Genomic DNA, 2,017 nt, shown 5'->3' with positions numbered 1-2,017 from the left:
GCAAAGGTAAACCAACCAGTAATCCCATCAGACAGAGGGGACGCCACTTCGATGCATCTGGTCCAAGACGAACATTACCACAAGAACTTACTCAAAGCTTGCTAGTTGACCTCATGCTTCAAGGTGTATCTTTGCCTGAAAATTTAACAGTTCAGGAGATAATAAAGTTTAAAAATGACCATATTGAAGAATTAGCTATTTTTCGTCGTGAAGTTGCTAGTCTTACCTCTAATATTCCACATGACTTACCGATAGAAGCATTACGGCAAGCGGTATCAGATCAATATCAATCTAATGTCTTACCTGCTATAAATAGCCTCAAACAATCGTTAAAAGCCCAATGTTGGGGTGATGGACTCAGTGGATTTCTGAAAGTGTCTTGCTTCACCGCAGCGCCAACTTCTGCAGCAGTTCTTGCTGGAATCCCAAGCACAATAGCATTAGTAGCTGGAGCCGGGATATCATTAACAGCAACTGCTATTCAGTCAATTCAGCAGCGAAGAAAAATCAAAGCCGAGAGTCCATATTCGTATCTATTATCAATTGATAGTCGTTGGTAAATTATTTCATACCAACAGGCCGAAAAAGTTGTAACTCCTCCGGCCTGTTGGTAAATATTAAAAATAAATCATCATATATTTTATGATATGAAAAATATGTATAATGATATTTAGATTCTATTTTCAATATTTCTATCAATACTGTCTCGATAACGCTGTCGCTCCACAATATTCAGCCTTGGATCTAGCAAAACACTCCTTCCCTTCACAGCAATATCGTAGTCAATTTGAGATGTGTTTCATATTCTTTAGTAGGTTTAAAATAATCGGATTGTGGTGCAGATGACGATTCATAAGAGCCAGAATATGTTTTACTCCCAGCACAACTGAGATAAACCAGCAGACAGGCAAACAGGAAGCACAACGTCAAGACTGTATTTTGTCCATTAAGCGAGTCTCCACTGCCATTCACATCTGAAAACACGCAATGAAATCTAATGGCGTAGACAATCAGGAAGGATGAGACAATAACAGCCCGACTTTCACCTACGGTTAAATACTTACGTATAAATTTTATCGTTGGCACCAGCATTACCACAAACAGCCCAATAGCGGCAAAGACCAGCCATACAGGGAATAGCCCGTATTTTTGTGTCGTTTTCTACGATACCGTCACCAGCGATATGACGAAGAAGGCGTTAAGCATAAAAAGCCTCAGGGCCATTGATATTTTCGCGTTCTTTTGTGCTTTACTGAGAAACAGCACTGGTACCAGTGATAGTATGTTTATAAGTAGGCCACTGAAAAAACTCAAGATATAAAGACAACCAGTTCAATTGCCGTATCGATTCTGTTTTTCAGGTTCAGACTGCAGCGACTTCGGCTGATTAATGCATCAACGTCACCTTGTTTAGCCATTTCCCGATAGCGATTGAAAGTATTATCGGATACGTCCATGACTTTGTAGGCTTTTGAAACATTTCCGAGATCTTCGGCGAGATTCAGTAAACCTGATTTGTATTTTATGACAGGATTATTAGTATGCAGAATGAGAGTTACCGCTTGATTTTTGTATAAAAATTACACACCCATATCAAAACCAGTAACTCTCACTCTTTCAAGCTGATATGTCAGATCTAAATAGCTTCTCATAATACCGCGATACTCTGCGAAAGACCGGTAGCATACTGAGTTAGTGATTTTTCACCACCCTCAAACGGCCATCTGGTAAGGCTTGGGCGTTTGAGGGTAGATGCCTGCAAAGTGGTACTATTTTCCTATCCAGTGTTCTACTATCTTGAGAAATTATTTATTCGCGACTAATGCAGATTATAATTTCATTACAGTTTTAAAAGGTATGTGATCAGACAGTTTTATTTTATGTAGCTGCCCTTTGCTTTTCCTATATTTCCTATGTAATTCTTCATTACGTTCCATAGAAACTGAAATAAATTTATTTCTATTATCTCGAAAATTAAGACTGCATAATTTTTTACTTTTCTTAGGACTAAGAGGAT

General features: G+C 38.5%; 1 protein-coding gene and 2 pseudogenes. 1 reads left to right on the top strand and 2 read right to left on the bottom strand.

Annotated features, from left to right (window positions below):
- Window positions 1–560: pseudogene (locus EDI29_RS22570) on the top strand (DUF6236 family protein); the annotation flags it as partial.
- A 762-nt stretch (window positions 561–1,322) separates the two neighbouring features.
- Here the strand turns inward: EDI29_RS22570 and EDI29_RS22560 are convergent.
- Window positions 1,323–1,550, bottom strand: a pseudogene (locus EDI29_RS22560) (helix-turn-helix domain-containing protein); the annotation flags it as partial.
- Window positions 1,551–1,829: 279 nt separating this feature from the next.
- On the bottom strand, window positions 1,830–2,017 hold a 188-nt coding region (locus tag EDI29_RS22920; RefSeq protein ID WP_206664378.1), incomplete at its 5' end, for a hypothetical protein.

Origin of the sequence: Pectobacterium polonicum, assembly GCF_005497185.1 — a bacterium.
GTDB lineage: Bacteria > Pseudomonadota > Gammaproteobacteria > Enterobacterales > Enterobacteriaceae > Pectobacterium > Pectobacterium polonicum.
Note: the sequence above shows the minus strand (reverse complement) of the source record. Positions and strands in the feature narration are given on the sequence as shown.